Origin of the sequence: Nocardioides sp. dk884 (genome assembly GCF_009557055.1) — a bacterium.
GTDB lineage: Bacteria > Actinomycetota > Actinomycetes > Propionibacteriales > Nocardioidaceae > Nocardioides.
This window is the reverse complement of sequence record NZ_CP045649.1, coordinates 2,462,246-2,478,760: the sequence shown is the minus strand read 5'-3', so window position 1 is coordinate 2,478,760 and position 16,515 is coordinate 2,462,246. Positions and strand designations below refer to the sequence as shown.

Annotated in this window: 9 protein-coding genes; 8 read left to right on the top strand and 1 reads right to left on the bottom strand. The window is 72.1% G+C overall.

All coding sequences use genetic code 11. The features are described from left to right. Window positions 1-5 precede the first annotated feature (5 nt). The 3 genes from GFH29_RS11980 to GFH29_RS11970 are packed head-to-tail and all read left to right on the top strand — an operon-like array spanning window position 6 to window position 3,579. Window positions 6-944, top strand: coding sequence for an LLM class F420-dependent oxidoreductase (locus GFH29_RS11980; RefSeq protein WP_153323916.1), 939 nt, complete (start codon window positions 6-8; stop codon window positions 942-944). Between the two features lie 43 nt (window positions 945-987). Next, window positions 988-1,881 carry a 4-hydroxy-tetrahydrodipicolinate synthase gene (gene dapA, locus GFH29_RS11975; protein WP_153323914.1) on the top strand — a complete coding sequence of 298 codons (894 nt, stop codon included), beginning with the start codon at window positions 988-990 and terminating at the stop codon, window positions 1,879-1,881. Window positions 1,882-1,893: 12 nt separating this feature from the next. Continuing rightward, a complete protein-coding gene (locus tag GFH29_RS11970) occupies window positions 1,894-3,579 on the top strand; it encodes a ribonuclease J (RefSeq protein WP_153323912.1) in 1,686 nt (561 codons plus the stop codon). 62 nt (window positions 3,580-3,641) lie between these two features. Here the strand turns inward: GFH29_RS11970 and GFH29_RS20870 are convergent, their stop codons facing one another. Further along, window positions 3,642-6,800, bottom strand: a complete 3,159-nt coding sequence (locus GFH29_RS20870) for a M4 family metallopeptidase (RefSeq protein WP_194289056.1) — start codon at window positions 6,798-6,800, stop codon at window positions 3,642-3,644. Window positions 6,801-7,059: 259 nt separating this feature from the next. On the opposite strand from GFH29_RS20870, the gene GFH29_RS11960 reads away from it, so the two are divergent. From GFH29_RS11960 to GFH29_RS11940, 5 genes are all read left to right on the top strand, one after another. Next, window positions 7,060-9,777, top strand: coding sequence for a DNA translocase FtsK (locus tag GFH29_RS11960; RefSeq protein ID WP_194289055.1), 2,718 nt, complete (start codon window positions 7,060-7,062; stop codon window positions 9,775-9,777). Continuing rightward, a complete protein-coding gene (locus GFH29_RS11955) occupies window positions 9,774-11,651 on the top strand; it encodes a helix-turn-helix domain-containing protein (RefSeq protein WP_153323906.1) in 1,878 nt (625 codons plus the stop codon). The genes GFH29_RS11960 and GFH29_RS11955 overlap by 4 nt, the downstream gene beginning before the upstream one ends. 176 nt (window positions 11,652-11,827) lie before the next feature. Next, window positions 11,828-13,264: a 30S ribosomal protein S12 methylthiotransferase RimO gene (rimO, locus tag GFH29_RS11950; RefSeq protein WP_228387896.1), complete on the top strand. Its 1,437-nt coding sequence runs from the start codon at window positions 11,828-11,830 to the stop codon at window positions 13,262-13,264. Next, complete coding sequence (gene pgsA, locus GFH29_RS11945; RefSeq protein ID WP_153323902.1) at window positions 13,261-13,878, top strand: CDP-diacylglycerol--glycerol-3-phosphate 3-phosphatidyltransferase; 618 nt, start codon at window positions 13,261-13,263, stop codon at window positions 13,876-13,878. The genes rimO and pgsA overlap by 4 nt, the downstream gene beginning before the upstream one ends. A gap of 273 nt (window positions 13,879-14,151) precedes the next feature. Continuing rightward, complete coding sequence (locus GFH29_RS11940) at window positions 14,152-16,455, top strand: bifunctional metallophosphatase/5'-nucleotidase (RefSeq protein WP_228387453.1); 2,304 nt, start codon at window positions 14,152-14,154, stop codon at window positions 16,453-16,455. Window positions 16,456-16,515 lie beyond the last annotated feature (60 nt).

Here is a 16,515-nt window from a genome sequence, read left to right as displayed (position 1 = left end):
GGGCCATGAGCAACGGTGTCGAGCTGCGTGTGTTCACCGAGCCCCAGCAGGGCGCGACCTACGACGACCTGCTGCGGGTCGCCCAGGAGGCCGAACGGCTGGGGTACGGCGCGTTCTTCCGCTCCGATCACTACCTGACGATGGGCGGCGACGGCCTGCCCGGGCCCACCGACGCGTGGACCACGCTGGCCGGGCTGGCGCGCGAGACCAGCACCATCCGGCTCGGCACGCTGATGACCTCGGCGACCTTCCGGCACCCCGGTCCGCTGGCGATCCAGGTCGCGCAGGTCGACCAGATGAGCGGCGGCCGCGTCGAGCTCGGCCTGGGCGCCGGCTGGTTCGCCGCCGAGCACGCGGCGTACGCGATCCCGTTCCCCGACACCCGCGAGCGCTTCGACCGCTTCGAGGAGCAGCTCGCGGTGATCACCGGGCTGTGGCGCACCCCGGTCGGCAAGCTCTTCGAGCACGCCGGCACCCACTACCCGGTCACCGGGTCGCCCGCTCTGCCCAAGCCGACGCAGACCCTTGGCCCGCCGGTGCTCATCGGCGGGCGCGGCAAGCGGCGCACCCCGGCGCTGGCGGCCCGCTACGCCGACGAGTTCAACCTCCCGTTCGTCGACCTCGAGGAGACCCGGGCGCAGATCGCGCGGGTCACCCGCGCCTGTGAGGACCTCGACCGCGACCCCGCCACGATGACCTGGTCCAACGCCCTGGTGCTGTGCGTGGGTCAGGACGAGGCCGAGATCGCCCGGCGCGCCGCCGCGATCGGGCGCGAGGTGGCCGAGCTGCGCGAGAACGGCCTGGCCGGCACGCCGCAGGAGGTCGTGGACAAGATCGGCGCCTACGCGCAGGCCGGCGCCCAGCGGATCTACCTGCAGGTGCTCGACCTCACCGACCTCGACCACCTGCGCCTGGTGGCCGCCGAGGTGGCGCCGCATCTGTGACCGGTGGCGCTCCTGCGGGTCGTGGGGGGATAGCCTTGCCCGCATGACCTCGGCTGCACCCTTCGGCACCGTCCTCACCGCGATGGCCACTGCGTTCCACGCCGACGGCTCACTCGACCTCGACGGCACCGCCCGCATCGCGCGCCACCTCGTCGACAACGGCCACGACGGCCTCGTCGTCTCCGGCACCACCGGCGAGTCGCCCACGACGACGCCCACGGAGGACGGCGAGATCCTCGCCGCCGTGAAGGACGCGGTCGGCGACCGCGCCACCCTGGTCGCCGGCGTCGGCACCAACGACACCCGCACCTCGATCGCGCTGGCCCAGCAGGCCCGGCGCAACGGCGCCGACGGCGTGCTGCTGGTGACGCCGTACTACAACAAGCCCGGACAGCGCGGCATCCTGCAGCACTTCCGCCAGGTCGTCGACGCCGCCGAGCTCCCCGTCATGCTCTACGACATCCCCGGTCGCACCGGCAGCCAGATCTCCCTGGAGACCTACGCCGCGATGGCCGACTGGGAGAGCGTCGTGGCGGTCAAGGACGCCGTCGGCGACCTGCCCCGCGGCGTGCGCATCATGCAGATGGGCTACGCCGTCTACTCCGGCGACGACATCGCCAACCTCGGCTGGCTGGCGCACGGTGCCGCCGGCTTCGTGTCCGTGTGCGGACACGTGATGGGCAACGAGCTGCGTGCCATGCACGACGCCTACCGGGCCGGCGACGCCGTCAAGGCCCTCGAGATCTTCACGCGGATGCTCCCCGCGATCGACGCCGTGATGGGCGTCGCCAACTACGGAGCCACCACCGCCAAGGCAGCGCTCCAGCTCCTCGGCGTACTCGACAACCGGCGCGTCCGCTCCCCTCTGGTGGAGCTGGACGACGACGAGGTCGCCGCGCTGCGCGCGGCCCTGGTCGCGGCCGATCTACTGCAGTAAGGAACCCACATCTTGAGCCACTCCCACCCCGAGCTGTCCGCACCGCCCGCACTGGCCAAGGGAGGCCTTCGGGTGACCCCGCTCGGCGGCCTGGGCGACGTCGGGCGCAACATGACCGTCTTCGAGTACGACGGGCGCCTGCTGATCGTCGACTGCGGCGTGCTGTTCCCCGAGGACCACCAGCCCGGCGTCGACCTGATCCTCCCGGACTTCTCCTCGATCCGCGACCGCCTCGAGGACATCGAGGCGCTGGTGCTGACCCACGGGCACGAGGACCACATCGGCGCCACGCCGTACCTCCTGCGCGAGCGCCAGGACATCCCGCTGGTCGGCTCCGAGCTGACCCTCGCGCTGCTGGACTCCAAGCTGCGCGAGCACCGGCTGCGCCAGACCGTGCACCACCAGGTGCGCGAGGGCGACACGATGACCTTCGGGCCCTTCGAGCTCGAGTTCGTCGCGGTCAACCACTCCATCCCCGACGCGCTCGCGGTCGCGATCCGCACCGGTGCCGGGGTCGTGCTGCACACCGGCGACTTCAAGATGGACCAGCTGCCGCTGGACGGCCGGATCACCGACCTGCGCGCCTTCGCCCGCCTCGGCGAGGCGGGCGTGGACCTGTTCCTCACCGACTCCACCAACGCGGAGACGCCCGGGTTCACCCCGGCGGAGAAGAACATCACCCCGGTCATCGACCAGGTGTTCCGCGAGTCCACCCAGCGCATCATCGTGGCCTGCTTCGCCTCCCACGTGCACCGTGTGCAGCAGGTCCTCGACGCCGCCGTGGCGCACAACCGCAAGGTCGCCTACGTCGGTCGCTCGATGGTGCGCAACATGGCGATCGCGCGCGACCTGGGCTACCTCACCGTCCCCGAGGGCGTGCTGGTCGAGGCCAAGGAGCTCGCGCACCTCGCGCCCGAGCGCCAGGTCCTGATCTCCACCGGCTCGCAGGGCGAGCCGATGAGCGCGCTGAGCCGGATCGCCCAGCGCAACCACAACTTCGTGCACATCGAGGAGGGCGACACCGTCCTGCTCGCCTCGAGCCTGATCCCGGGCAACGAGAACGCCGTCTACCGCGTCATCAACGGCCTGGCCCGCTGGGGCGCGCGGGTGGTGCACAAGGGCAACGCGATGGTGCACGTCTCCGGGCACGCCAGCGCCGGCGAACTCCTGTACTGCTACAACATCGTCCAGCCGCGCAACGTGATGCCGGTGCACGGCGAGATCCGGCACCTGCTGGCCAACGGCGAGCTCGCCAAGGCCACCGGCGTGGAGAACGTCGTCATCGCCGAGGACGGCGTCGTGGTCGACCTCGTCGACGGGGTCGCCAAGGTCACCGGCAAGGTCGACTGCGGCTACGTCTTCGTCGACGGCTCCTCGGTCGGCGACATCACCGAGTCCGACCTGAAGGACCGTCGGATCCTCGGCGAGGAGGGGTTCGTCTCGGTCATCGTCGTGGTCGACTCGGTCAGCGGCAAGGTCGCGTCCGGCCCGGAGATCCACGCGCGGGGCAACACCTTCTCCGACGCGGACTTCGAGGACATCAAGCAGCCGATCATCGACGCGCTGAACCGTGCGATCACCGAGGGCAACACCGACACCTACCAGCTCCAGCAGACCGTGCGCCGCACGATCGGGCGCTGGGTCAGCAACGCCCACCGTCGTCGTCCGATGATCATCCCGGTGGTCATCGAGGCCTGAGCCACACCGAGAACGAGAACGGGCCCCGCCGGACACTGTCCGGCGGGGCCCGTTCGTCGTGCTCACCTCGCGGCGATCACCCGGACCTTGAAGGTGGTCCGGCTGGCCTTGACCGTGTCGCTGCCGAGGTACTTCGCGACCAGGGTGTGCGTGCCGGGCTTGAACCGCTGCCCGGTCGCCTTCACCGTGAGCCGCACCTTGCCGTTGGCGCCGAGCGTGCCGCGGGCGACCTTCTTGCCCTTGGTCAGCAACTGCACGCTGCCGGCCGGCGTCGTGCCCGCGGCCTTGACCGTGACGAGGGCCTGGAAGGTGCCGCCGCGGGTGACCTTCGCCGGCTTCGTCGTCGCGGTGGTGGTGGAGCGCACCGCAGCCACCGGCGGCTCGACGGTGCCCTCGGAGCAGACGACGACCTCGATGTCGTCGACGTACCAGCCGTCGATGCCGTTGCAGCCGTCGCGACCCATGTCGAAGCGGAACTGCAGCGAGTCGCCGGCCTTGCCGATGGTGCTCAGGTCCACCTGGGTCTGGCCCCAGCTGCCGCGGATCTCGCCGCCGTCGGTGCCGGTCCAGGCGGGCTCGCCGGCCATCGGGTTGGTGTTGTCCTCGGCCTCGGTGGCCAGGGGGGCGTTCGGGCCGTTGAAGAGGAAGGCCTTCTCGGGCAGCAGCTCGAAGTCGCCGCCGTTGACGCTGACCTTCACGTTGCCGCCGTCCCACGACGCCTCGGTGGCGACGTAGTGGTCGAACGTCATCCGCGGCGAGGTGCCCGCGGGCAGCGTGAGGACCGGGCTGATCAGCCCGTTGCGGCTGGAGACGTCGTCGGCGTCGCCGGCACAGCTCCCCTCGTCGGCCGGGTCGGGTGCGAAGGCGACCTGCGAGGTGTGCCCGCCGGGCGCGTCGGCCACGGTGGTCCACTCGTAGCCGTGGCCGGCCTCGAAGGTGAGCTCCTCGTCCTGGGTCCAGCCGGCCAGGCCGTCCTCGAAGTCCTCGGACCACACGACCTCGGTCTGCAGACCGTCCCCGCACTCGAGCTCGGGGGCGTCGGGGTCGAGCAGCGGCTTGAAGTCGCACTGCGTGGGCTCCTGGTCGAGCTCGACCGCCGCGGCGACGGCGGTGACCGAGGCGCAGTCGGCGGCGTCGATGACCTCGTCCGAGGCCTGCTGGTCGCGGGCCTGGGTCGAGAGCGCGTTGATCCCGCGAGCGGTGAGGTCGGTGCACGAGGCCGCCAGCCCGTCGGCGAGGTCGGTGAAGTCCGACGTCGGCGTCAGGTAGTTGGCCTGGGTGCGCCAGAAGACGTGCGCGGCCTTGGTCAGCCCGATGCCGTCCACGGTGACGCCGTTGAAGGTGCCGCCGTCGACCAGCAGGGCGAAGGCGTGGTTCGGGACCCCGGAGTTGCTGTGCACGCCGCCGGAGTCGTCGGTGCTGCAGTGGTACTCGGCGTCGGAGACCTTGCCCGGGTCGCCGTAGCAGTTCGGGTTCCACATGTCGCGGATCGCGCCGCCGAAGGCGGGGTCGCCCTCGCCGGAGAGCCAGCGGTAGGAGTCGTCGGTCTTGTCCTCACCGGCCGGGCCGACGGTGATGTTGACCGTCTCGGTCGCGGACTTGATCTTCGCGCCGTCGGCCGCGCGGATCATCAGGCCGTAGATGTCGGCGCTGCCGGACATCGAGATCGGCGCGCCCTCCGGGTCGTTGTTGCCGACCACGATGCCGGTGGCGCCGGCCGCCTCCGCGTTGGCCGCCTTGATCGCGAACGAGCAGGTGCCGCGGTCGACGTAGGCGAACTTGCCGGCGACCTCACCGGCGTTGGTGAACGCCGTGCAGCCGTCGGTGGCGGTGGTGCCGTCGGCGGCGTCGTCGGTGGCGACCACGACGTCGGTGGTCACCGGCTCGGAGAAGACCGGGCCGAACGAGGCCGGCGCCGCGTCACAGGGACCGGCGATCGACGCGGGGGAGTTGATCGTCATCTTGATCGGGCCCCGCGTGTAGTCCGAGCACTGAGCGTCGGTGCGGCGGGTGTTGGGCACCTCGTTGAACCGCTCATTGATCTGGTCGACGGTCTCGCCCCAGATGTCGGAGAACGACTCGTTCATCGCGCCGGCCTGCCACTGGTAGATCAGCCCCGAGGTGTACTCGGTGTAGGCGTGGCCCCACTCGTGGGCGACGGTGTCGTCGCTGGTGACGCCGTTGCAGTAGTTGGTCGTCACGCCGTTCCAGTTGGCGTTGGGGCAGCTGATGCGGGGGTCGTTGTTGACGGTACGCATGATCGCGCCGCGGTCGTCGTAGGAGTCGCGGCCGAAGGCGTTGTAGAAGAACCAGTACGCGTCGCCCGTGCCGTCGATCAGGTCTGCCTGGGACTCGTTGAGGCCGTCGCGGGGGTTGCCCTCGCGCCAGACCCGGTCGAGCTTGACGGTGTCGTCGGTGTCGTCGTCGGGCGTGCCTTCGTTGTTGACCGACGCCTCGTAGAGCTCGCGCTCGACGCTGTGGATCATCGACCAGCGGTTGACCGGCTTGCCGCTGGCGGCGTCGACGATCACCGTCTCGCGCACGTCGCGGCCGTTGGTCACCTCGACCTCGTAGGCCAGGACGGCGTCGCCGGCCTCGCCCTTGATGGCGCCGAGGCGGTAGATCACCAGGTCGCTGGCGGCGGCCTCGAGGCCACCGGGGCGGGCCCCCTCGGGCGGGTCGGCCTGGACCGTGGCGATGGCGCGCTCGCCGGCCTCGACGGCGTTGAGGCGCGGGGAGGTGGAGAGCTCGAGGTCGGGGGCGACGTAGCCGTTGACGGCGGTCAGGTCGCCCTGGCGGTCGAGGTGGGCGCGCAGCCGGGAGCCGAACACCTCCACGCCGCGGTAGCGCTGGACGTAGTCGACTGTCCAGCCGTGCTCGTCGGCGACGACGCCGCTCTGCACGAGCTGGGCGCGCGGCGCGCCGAACGCGTGGGCGTAGCGGTCGAGGTAGGCCGAAGCCTTGTCGACCGAGCCCTTGCGCGAGCCGCCCTCCACCGAGGGGAGCAGGTCGTCTGCGCGGACGAAGCCGACGGCGCCGGTCGCGTCCTCACGGGTGAGGGTGACCTTGCCCTCGGCGGCGTTGCGCATCTTGGCGACGAGGGCGTCGTCGGGAGCGGCGGTCCGGGGTGCGGGCCCCGCGGCCGAGGCCTGGAGCCCCGGTGCGGCCGCGAGGCCGGCAGCGATGAGTGCAAGGCTCAGGCCCTGCATGGAGAACTTCACGAATGCTTCCCCTCCGAGTCGGGTGACACAGGCGACCTCCTGCAGGTGGCCGTGCAGGCACAGTAGGGACCGCCGGGGACAGCGGTCCAGAGGCACGCCGGAAATCGTCCGCAGACGACTCCTTCGGGCGGGAAGGCTTGCGGCCCCCGGCGCGGCCCGCCTACGCGCTGGCAGGTCGTAGTGCCGCGGCCGCGACACACCCCCGGCCGAACGGCTGTGGTCCCTGTGACGGGTGGGGCGTTGGCCTAGTGTCGTCACCATGGCGACCCGTACGTCTTCCCCGCCGGGGTCGCGGAGCAAGAGCACGTCCTCGAGCGGATCCCGTGGATCCGCCAAGACTGGTTCAAGCACCCGACCCCGGAGTACCAGCTCCTCGACCCGCTCCGGCACGGCCCAGCGCAAGCCGGCCAGTCGGTCGCGCTCCGCGGCCTCACGGCCGGCGCCGCGCGCCGTGCGCAGCGGCCCAGGACCGGTCGCCCGGATCTTCATGGCGCTCGGTCGCGGCCTGACCGCGCTCTGGCTGGGCCTGGCCCACGCCATCGGCGCCACCGCCCGCAGCGTGGGGCGCAGCGCGCGTGACCTCGAGCCCGAGCACCGTCGCGACGGTGCCGGCCTGCTGCTCATCGGTCTCGCGGTCGTGGTCGCCGCGGCTGTCTGGTTCCAGGTCGGCGGCTCGGCCATGGACCTGGCGCGCACGATGGTCGCCGGCACGGTCGGCAAGGTCGCCTGGCTGGTCCCGCTCGGCCTGGTGTGGATGGGCTGGCGCACCATGCGCGACCCGGTCGGCAACGGCCCGGTCGGGCGTCAGGTGGTCGGCTGGGCCGCGCTCGCCTTCGGCGTGCTCGGCATCGTGCACATCGCCAACGGCAGCCCCGAGCCGGTGCAGGGCGACGCCAGCCCGCTGCAGGACGCCGGGGGCGCGGTCGGCTTCGTGGTCTCCTCGCTGCTGCTCGACCTGCTGCGCTCGGCGTACGTCGTGGTGCCGCTGCTCGGGCTGCTCTCCTTCTTCGGCGTGCTGGTCATCACCGCGACGCCGCTGTACCAGGTGCCCGACCGGCTGCGCGACCTCAGCGACCGCCTGACCGGCCGCGCGCTGGCCGACGAGGACGACGAGGCCCCCGCGCGGGGACGCTCGCGCCGCCACCACGACGACGAGATCGACCCCGACATGGGCGACCCGGCGTACGACACCCCGGTGCTGGAGGACCGCGAGGTCGCCAAGCGCCAGCGCCAGCGCAAGCGGGACGCCATCGACGTCGCGCTGGAGCAGGACGCGCGCAAGGAGGCCCGCAAGAAGGCCGCCGACGCAGCCGACGACGCCGACGAGACCGACGGGGACGTCGGGATCGACCTGTTCGCCGAGGCGCCCACCCAGCTCACCCCGGTGGTCTCCCCGGTCGTGCCCGACCCCGACCACGGTGCGTCCGCCTCGGGCCGGAAGGGCGACCTCGAGCCGCCGCCGCACTCGCCGATCCCCGCCCGCGTCGAGCAGCTCGCGCTGTCCGGCGACGTGGTCTACTCGCTGCCCGCCGACGACCTGCTCAAGCCGGGCTCGCCGCACAAGCTGCGCTCCAAGGCCAGCGACGACGTCGTGCTGCGCCTGCAGAGCGTGCTCGACGAGTTCAGCATCGACGCGCACGTCACCGGCTACACCCGTGGCCCGACGGTCACCCGCTACGAGGTCGAGCTCGGCCCCGGGGTGAAGGTCGAGAAGATCACCAACATCCAGAAGAACATCGCCTACGCGGTCGCCTCCGCCGATGTCCGGATCCTCTCGCCCATCCCCGGCAAGTCCGCGGTCGGCGTGGAGATCCCCAACCTGGACAAGGAGATCGTCTCCCTCGGCGACGTGCTCCGCTCGAACGCCGCCCGCGCCGCGCACCACCCGATGATCGCCGGGCTCGGCAAGGACGTCGAGGGCGGCTTCGTGGTCGCCAACCTGGCCAAGATGCCGCACCTGCTGGTGGCCGGCGCCACCGGCTCGGGCAAGTCCTCGTTCATCAACTCGATGATCACCTCGGTGCTGATGCGGGCCACGCCCGACGAGGTCCGGATGATCATGGTCGACCCCAAGCGGGTCGAGCTGAACGCCTACGAGGGCGTCCCGCACCTGATCACCCCGATCATCACCAACCCCAAGAAGGCCGCCGAGGCGCTGCAGTGGGTCGTGCGCGAGATGGACCAGCGCTACGACGACCTGGCCAACTTCGGCTTCCGCCACATCGACGACTTCAACAAGGCCGTCCGGGCGGGCAAGGTCGAGGTGCCGCTGGGCTCGGAGCGCACGCTCTCGCCCTACCCCTACCTGCTGGTGATCGTCGATGAGCTCGCGGACCTGATGATGGTCTCCCCGCGCGACGTCGAGGACTCGGTCGTCCGCATCACCCAGCTGGCGCGTGCCGCCGGCATCCACCTGGTGCTCGCCACCCAGCGGCCCTCGGTCGACGTGGTCACCGGCCTGATCAAGGCCAACGTGCCCTCGCGCCTGGCCTTCGCCACCTCCTCGCTCGCCGACAGCCGGGTCATCCTGGACCAGCCGGGCGCGGAGAAGCTGGTCGGCCAGGGCGACGGGCTCTTCTTGCCGATGGGTGCCTCCAAGCCCGTGCGTGTGCAGGGCTCCTGGGTCAGCGAGGCCGAGATCGCCCAGGTCGTGACCTTCTGCAAGACCCAGCTGGAGCCGGAGTACCGCGAGGACGTGACGGCACCGGCCGCGTCGAAGAAGGACCTCGACGACGACATCGGCGACGACCTCGACCTGGTCATCCAGGCCGTGGAGCTCGTCGTCTCCACGCAGTTCGGCTCGACCTCGATGCTCCAGCGCAAGCTGCGCGTGGGCTTCGCCAAGGCCGGGCGCCTGATGGACATCATGGAGAGCCGTGGCGTGGTGGGTCCCAGCGAGGGATCCAAGGCCCGTGACGTGCTCGTCAAGCCCGACGAGATCGACGGTGTGATCGCTACCTTGCAGGGGGAGATGTGAGCAGCCAGCCCACGTACGACGACCCGACCGTGCACGACGAGCAGCCGGAGGCGTACGACTCCTCACTCCTGCCCGACGGTGTCGTGGAGGTGCGCCGCAACGGTGGCCTGGCCGCCGCGATCGGCGGCGTGGCCGCGGTCGTCGCGATCCTCTACCTCTCGCGCGCCAGCGGCACCGGCGCGTGGATCGACTGGACGCTGACGGCCGTGATGGGCCTGCTCGCCGCCGCCTGGCTCCAGGGCTTCGTGGACGCGCGCACCCCGCTGCTGGTCGCCGACCAGCACGGCATCCGGGTGCGCCAGGGCCGCGCCTGGCACGGCATGCCGTGGAACGACATCGACGCCGTCGAGCACCTGCCGCGCCACGGACTGCTGCGCGACGGCCGCCTGGAGGTCTTCACCCACGACGGCGCCGCGGTCGCCGTCCCGCTGGCGATCTCGACCTCGGTCGTCGGCGACGGCGGCGACCTGACCGACGCCCTCGCCCGGCTCACCCGCGGTGCCAGCGAGATCGTCGAGCTGGACCGGTTCGCGACGGAGGACGCCGAGGCCATCGACGAGATCGAGGCCCCCGAGGACCTCGCCGAAGACTCCGACCCGGTCGAGCCGACCGCGCCGGTCGAGCACGTCGAGACCACCGAGCCGGGGGAGACCACCGGCTTCACCGAGCCGGTCGCGACGACCCACGGCGACGCGACCCCGGACGCCCCGTCCGACGGCCCCCGGCTGCCGGACCCGCGGCCCACGCTCGCGCGCGGGATCGGGGCGGTGGCCTCGCGGCTGCGCCGTGGTACCGGCGGCTCGTCGGCCGACGTCTCCGTCGACGCCCCGTTCACCGGCTCGAGCGCTCCGAGCGGCCCGCCGGCCGGGCTGCCGCTGGTGGCCAGCGCGACGCCGAGCCCGCTGCGCGAGCCGCTGAGCGCGACCCGCATCGAGGTGCGCAGCGACCTCACCCTGGACATCACCCAGGGTGCGAACGCGCTGCGCCTGGACCCCTCCGAGCACGACGACGGCAGCGCCGGCCGGCTCCCGGAGGCCCGCGAGCTGCGCCGTCCCGGCAGCGTGAGCCTGGTCGAGGACACCCTGCTGTGGGGCGACCGGGTCTCGCCGATCGCGAAGGCCGGCGAGCCGGTCGAGCCGATCGTCATCGAGGACTTCTCCGCGGTCCCGGCCGCCGATCCGGTGATCGGCCCGGAGCTGGCGGCGGCTCGCACCCGGCTGGGTCTCAGCGTCGACCAGCTGGCCGAGCGCACCCGGATCCGCCCGCACGTCATCGAGTCCATCGAGGTCGACGACTTCACGCCGTGCGGCGGTGACTTCTACGCCCGCGGGCACCTGCGCACGCTGGCCCGCGTGCTGGGCACCGACGCCGCTCCGCTGCTCGCCGAGTACGACGCCAAGTACGCCGACGCGCCGATCAGCCCGCGGCGCGTCTTCGAGGCCGAGCTGGCCACGGGCGTCCACGGCGGCATCCGCGGCACCCGCGGCGGCCCGAACTGGTCGGTGCTCGTCGCCACCGTGATGGTGCTGGTCCTCGCGTGGTCGGTGGCCCGGCTGGTGATGGACAGCCCCTCCACCCTCAACGAGGCTCCGACGCTCAACGGCTCCGGCGGCCTGGCCGCTCCCGGTGAGCCGGTGCCGGTCCTCCTCGACGCCGCGGGCGGCGGCGCCACGGTCAAGGTCGTGGACGGCAACGGCAAGACGGTGTTCGACGGCGACCTCGCCTTCGGCCAGACCAAGAGCCTCGCCAAGGTGGTCCAGCCGGTGCAGGTCATCACCTCCGACGGGTCCCTGGAGGTCTCCGTCGACGGGGTCGAGGCGCAGCCGGTCGGCGACACCGGCACGCGCTCGACGCGGACCTTCGGGAGCCGCTGAGCAGCGCCGTACCGAGCGCCGGCGATCTGCCGGTCGACGTCCCCGGGCGGGTGCGCCGTGCGTGAGCACGGTCACCCGCCCGGTGTCGCATTACGGTGCAACGCCGTCGAGGCGTCATACTCGGTAACGCCATGACCCTCCCTGACACAGCGCGCCCCGACGCGGCGCCCACGCCCCTGTCGGTCGCCCTGGTGACGCTCGGCTGCGCCCGCAACGAGGTCGACTCCGAGGAGCTCGCCGGCCGCCTCGAGGCCGGCGGATTCCTGCTCGTCGACGACCCCGAGGACGCCGACACCGTGGTGGTCAACACCTGCGGGTTCGTCGAGGCCGCCAAGAAGGACTCCGTCGACACGCTGCTGCAGGCCGCGGACCTCAAGGAGACCGGTCGCACCCAGGCCGTCGTGGCCGTGGGCTGCATGGCCGAGCGCTACGGCAAGGACCTCGCGGAGTCGCTCCCGGAGGCCGACGCGGTCCTCGGCTTCGACGACTACCCCGACATCGCCGCCCGCCTGCGCTCGATCGTGGCGGGGGAGACCCACCACCCGCACACCCCGCAGGACCGTCGCCGGCTGCTCCCGATCTCGCCCACCGAGCGCTCCACGGACGCCGTCAGCGTGCCCGGGCACGCCGTCGCGACCACCGGCGACCTCGGCGTCGGCGGCCCGGCCAGCGGCCCCCGCGGCCTGCGCCGCCGTCTCGACGGCGGGCCGATGGCCCCGCTGAAGCTGGCCAGCGGCTGCGACCGGCGCTGCTCGTTCTGCGCGATCCCGGCCTTCCGCGGCTCCTTCGTCAGCCGCCGTCCGGCCGACGTGCTGTCCGAGGCGCGCTGGCTCGCCGAGCAGGGCGTGCGCGAGCTGTTCCTCGTCAGCGAGAACTCCACGTCGTACGGCAAGGACCTCGGCGACCTGCGTCTGCTGGAGACGATGCTCCCCGAGCTCGCCGCCATCGACGGCGTCGACCGGGTCCGGGTCTCCTACCTCCAGCCGGCCGAGACCCGTCCGGGCCTGGTCGAGGCGATCGCGAACACCCCGGGCGTGGTGCCCTACTTCGACCTGTCCTTCCAGCACGCCAGCGCCACGGTGCTGCGCCGGATGCGGCGCTTCGGCGACCCGGAGAGCTTCCTCGGGCTGCTCGACCGGGTGCGCTCGCTCGCGCCGACCGCCGGGGTGCGCTCCAACGTGATCGTCGGCTTCCCCGGCGAGACCGAGGAGGACCTCGAGACCCTCTGCGACTTCCTGGTCGCCGCCCGCATGGACGTCACCGGCGTCTTCGGCTACTCCGACGAGGACGGCACGGAGGCCGCCGGCTACGACGGCAAGCTCGACGAGGACGAGGTCCGCGCCCGCACCGAGCACGTCACCGCGCTGGTCGAGGAGCTCAACGCGCAGCGCGCGGAGGAGCGGCTCGGCGAGGAGGTCGAGGTCCTCGTGGAGTCCGTCGAGGACGGCGAGATCGCCGGTCGCGCGGCCCACCAGGGCCCCGAGGTGGACGGTACGACGTACCTCGAGGACCTCCCGTTCGTCGCCCGTGTCGGCGACCTGGTGCGCGCCCGCGTGGTCTCCACCGACGGCGTCGACCTGGTCGCCGTCCCGGCGGCCGGAGCCGGCCGATGACCGACGCGGGGGCACGCCCCAGCAACCTCAACGTGCCCAACGTGCTGACCACGCTGCGCATCGTCATGGTGCCGTTCTTCGGTTGGGCGCTGCTGATGGACGGCGGGGACTCGATCACCTGGCGGCTCGTCGCCTGGGTGCTGTTCGTGGTCGCGATGATCACCGACAAGATCGACGGGGACCTGGCCCGCAAGCACAACCTGGTCACGGACTTCGGCAAGGTCGCCGACCCGATCGCGGACAAGGCGATCACCGGCATGGCCTTCATCGGTCTCTCGATCGTCGGCGACATCTGGTGGTGGGTCACCATCGTGGTGCTGCTGCGCGAGTGGAGCGTCACGCTGCTGCGCCTCTCGGTGCTGAAGAAGGTCGTGATCGCGGCCGCCGACCTCGGCAAGCTGAAGACCACCGTCCAGGCGCTGGCGCTCGGCGGTCTGGTGCTGCCGCTGCGCGACCCCGACCTGCCGTCGTGGGCCGAGGTGCCCGGCGAGGTGCTCTTCTACGTCTCCCAGGCCTGCCTGGTGGTCGCGGTGGCCCTGACGCTGTGGTCGGGCTATGAGTTCTTCCGCGGCGTGTGGCGCCAGCGCCACGAGCTGCGCCCGGCAACTCGGTAAGAACTGCACCGCGGTGAGAACTGCGGCTCGGTAAAAACTCCGGGCCGCTAGAACGACGTCGCCGGTGTGCGGCAAGAGCGAGACCTGACGAGATCCGGCGCTCTCTTTGGGTGCCCGCTCCGGATCCCGCAGGCCGGCGCGTGGCGTGGACGCGATCGGGCCCCTGCGGGCCCGTCGGGGGTCACCGGGCGTCATCCGGCGTTCATCGCAACGACGCACGCGGGTGTATGGACCGGGTTAGGTTGCTGTCTCCCTGCCCCAGAAAGGTTCATCGTGGCCTCATCCGCACGGTTCCGGAGCGCACGCCGCTGCCTCGGGACGCTCTCCGTACTCGCCGTCTCGGCCTCGTCCCTCGCCCTCGTGGTCCCCGCGGCCCACGCCGCGGACCCGGTCGAGATCACCCTGCTCAACATCAACGACTTCCACGGCCGCATCGACGCCAACACCACCAAGTTCGCGACCACCGTGGAGCAGCTGCGCGCCGAGGCGGGGGAGGACAACACGCTCCTGCTCTCCGCCGGCGACAACATCGGCGCCTCGCTGTTCGCCTCCAGCCTGGCCCAGGACCAGCCCACGATCGAGGTGCTGAACGCCCTCGGGCTGGCGACCTCCGCGGTCGGCAACCACGAGTTCGACCGTGGCTTCGCCGACCTCACCGGCCGGGTCGCCGAGGCGGCAGAGTTCAGCTATCTCGGGGCCAACGTCTATGAGAAGGGCACGCAGACCCCCGCCCTGCAGGAGTACGACGAGTTCGAGGTCGCCGGCGTCAGCGTCGGCGTGATCGGCGTCGTGACCGAGGAGACCCCGAGCCTGGTCACGCCGACCGGCACCGCCGGGCTCGACTTCGGCGACCCGGTGGAGGCGGTCAACCGGGTGGCGGGGGAGCTGAGCGACGGCGACGAGGCCAACGGCGAGGCCGACGTGATCGTGGCGGAGTACCACGAGGGCGCCGGAGCGGGCACCCCCGACGGCGCCACGCTGGAGGAGGAGGTCGCTGCGGGCGGCGTCTTCGCCGCGATCGTGGAGGACACCAGCCCGGAGGTCGACGCGATCTTCACCGGGCACACTCACAAGGAGTACGCCTGGGAGGCACCCGTCCCGGGCACCGAGCGCACCCGGCCGGTCGTGCAGACCGGCTCCTACGGCGAGCACGTCGGGCACATCGAGCTGACCGTGGACCCCGAGACCGGCGAGGTGAGCGCGGCCACGGTCGCGAACGTCGACCGGGTGGAGGCGGAGGACCTGACCCTGCCGCGCGTGGCCGAGGTGAAGCGGATCGTCGACGCTGCGCTGGCGGCGGCGGCCGCGATCGGCAACGAGCCGGTCGCCACGATCACCGGTGACATCACCACGGCGTTCTCGGGTGGCTCATACATCGAAGGCCGCTACGTCGGTCCCGGCCCCGAACCGACCACCGGTCGCGACGACCGGGCGGCGGAATCCACCCTCGGCGGCCTGGTCGCCAACGCCCTGTGGGAGGGGATGTCGGAGGTCACCGAGGTCGACCTGGGCATCACCAACCCCGGCGGCCTGCGTGCCGACCTGCTCTTCGCCGGCAGCACCGCCGGCAACCCGGCCAACACCGACGGCGTGGTGACCTTCGCGGAGGCCAACGCGGTGCTGCCGTTCAGCAACACCGTCGCCACCGTCGACCTGACCGGCGCGCAGCTCGACGAGGTGCTCGAGCAGCAGTGGCAGCGCGACGACAAGGGCGAGGTCCCCTCGCGTCCCTACCTCCAGCTCGGGCTCTCCGAGAACGTCCGGGTGACCACCGACCCGACCCGTGCGGAGGGCGACCGGGTCACCTCGATCCGCATCGACGGCGAGCTCGTCGACCCGGCCGCGACGTACACCGTCTCGACGCTGTCGTTCCTCGCCGCCGGGGGCGACAACTTCCGGGCCTTCGCCGAGGGCCGGATGACCGACACCGGGCTCCTCGACGCCGAGCTGTGGCGCGACTACCTCGCCGAGCAGTCGCCGATCGCGCCCGACTTCGCCCGCCAGCAGGTCGTCGTGACGGGCAACGGCACCGCGGCCGCCGGCCGACCGGGCGCCCTGGAGGTCTCGATGCTCGACCTCACCTCGCTCGGCAGCCCGGCCAACACCACGCTCCGCGTGAGCTGGACCGACGGGACCGAGACGGTCGAGGTCGGTGAGGTCCCGGTCGTCGCCGGCGCCGCACGGGTCCCGCTGGACCTCCCGGCGCGTGCCGCCGGAGGCACGCTGACCCTCCTCGCCCAGCCCAGCGGCACGACGATCGAGATCCCGATCGTGCGGGCACCCAAGTCGGTCGCCCGGCTCACCGTCGCCGCGACGCCTCGCAAGGCCCTCGCGACCCGCACCCGCGTGCTGGTCACCGTGAAGGTCTCGGCCGACGACGCGGTCACCGGGGCCGTCAAGGTCCTCGCCGGCGGCCAGGCCTACTCCGTGCGCCTCAACGCCCGCGGCCAGGGCCGGGTCCGCATCGCGCCGTTCCAGCACGCCGGCGCCCGCCAGGTCAAGGCGATCTACACCGGCGACGAGCTGACCAAGCGGGCCGTCCGGGCCATCAAGGTCCAGGTCGCGCGCCGCCGCTGATCCCCCCCGCGTCGTCGAGGAGCCTGCCGGTGTGGCGGGCTCCTCGACGGCGCACATCTC

Bases quoted from the DNA above. Each gene is read 5' to 3' on its own strand.
- pgsA (WP_153323902.1), top strand. From the start codon at position 13,261: ATGACCGACGCGGGGGCACGCCCCAGCAACCTCAACGTGCCCAACGTG.
- GFH29_RS11960 (WP_194289055.1), top strand. From the start codon at position 7,060: ATGGCGACCCGTACGTCTTCCCCGCCGGGGTCGCGGAGCAAGAGCACG.
- GFH29_RS11980 (WP_153323916.1), top strand. From the start codon at position 6: ATGAGCAACGGTGTCGAGCTGCGTGTGTTCACCGAGCCCCAGCAGGGC.
- dapA (WP_153323914.1), top strand. From the start codon at position 988: ATGACCTCGGCTGCACCCTTCGGCACCGTCCTCACCGCGATGGCCACT.